This window comes from Micromonospora sp. BS32 (genome assembly GCF_059089345.1).
Window position 1 is genome coordinate 1 of the sequence record NZ_JBSSHR010000186.1, and the last position, 263, is coordinate 263.

Genomic DNA, 263 nt, shown 5'->3' on the forward strand with positions numbered 1-263 from the left:
CGGTCGTCAATCCCTTGGCCGACAAGGAGATCACCATGTCCTCGACCCCGGACAGCCGGCGCTGACGCTTGCGCACGATCTGCGGCTCGAAGCTGCCGTCGCGATCGCGGGGCACCTCGATCTGCACCGGGCCGAACTCCGTCAGCACCGTCTTGCCCCGCACCCCGTTGCGGGAGTTCCCACCGTTGTTCCCGGCTGGGTCGCCCTTGTCATAGCCCAGGTGATCGGTGATCTCACCGTCCAGAGCGGCTTCCAGGACCCGC

1 protein-coding gene is annotated in these 263 nt (G+C 67.3%); it reads right to left on the reverse strand.

What is annotated here, in order from left to right; genetic code table 11:
• Positions 1-263, reverse strand: a 263-nt coding sequence (locus AC5RWQ_RS30825; RefSeq protein ID WP_494286101.1) for a transposase, incomplete at both ends; no start/stop codon positions are given.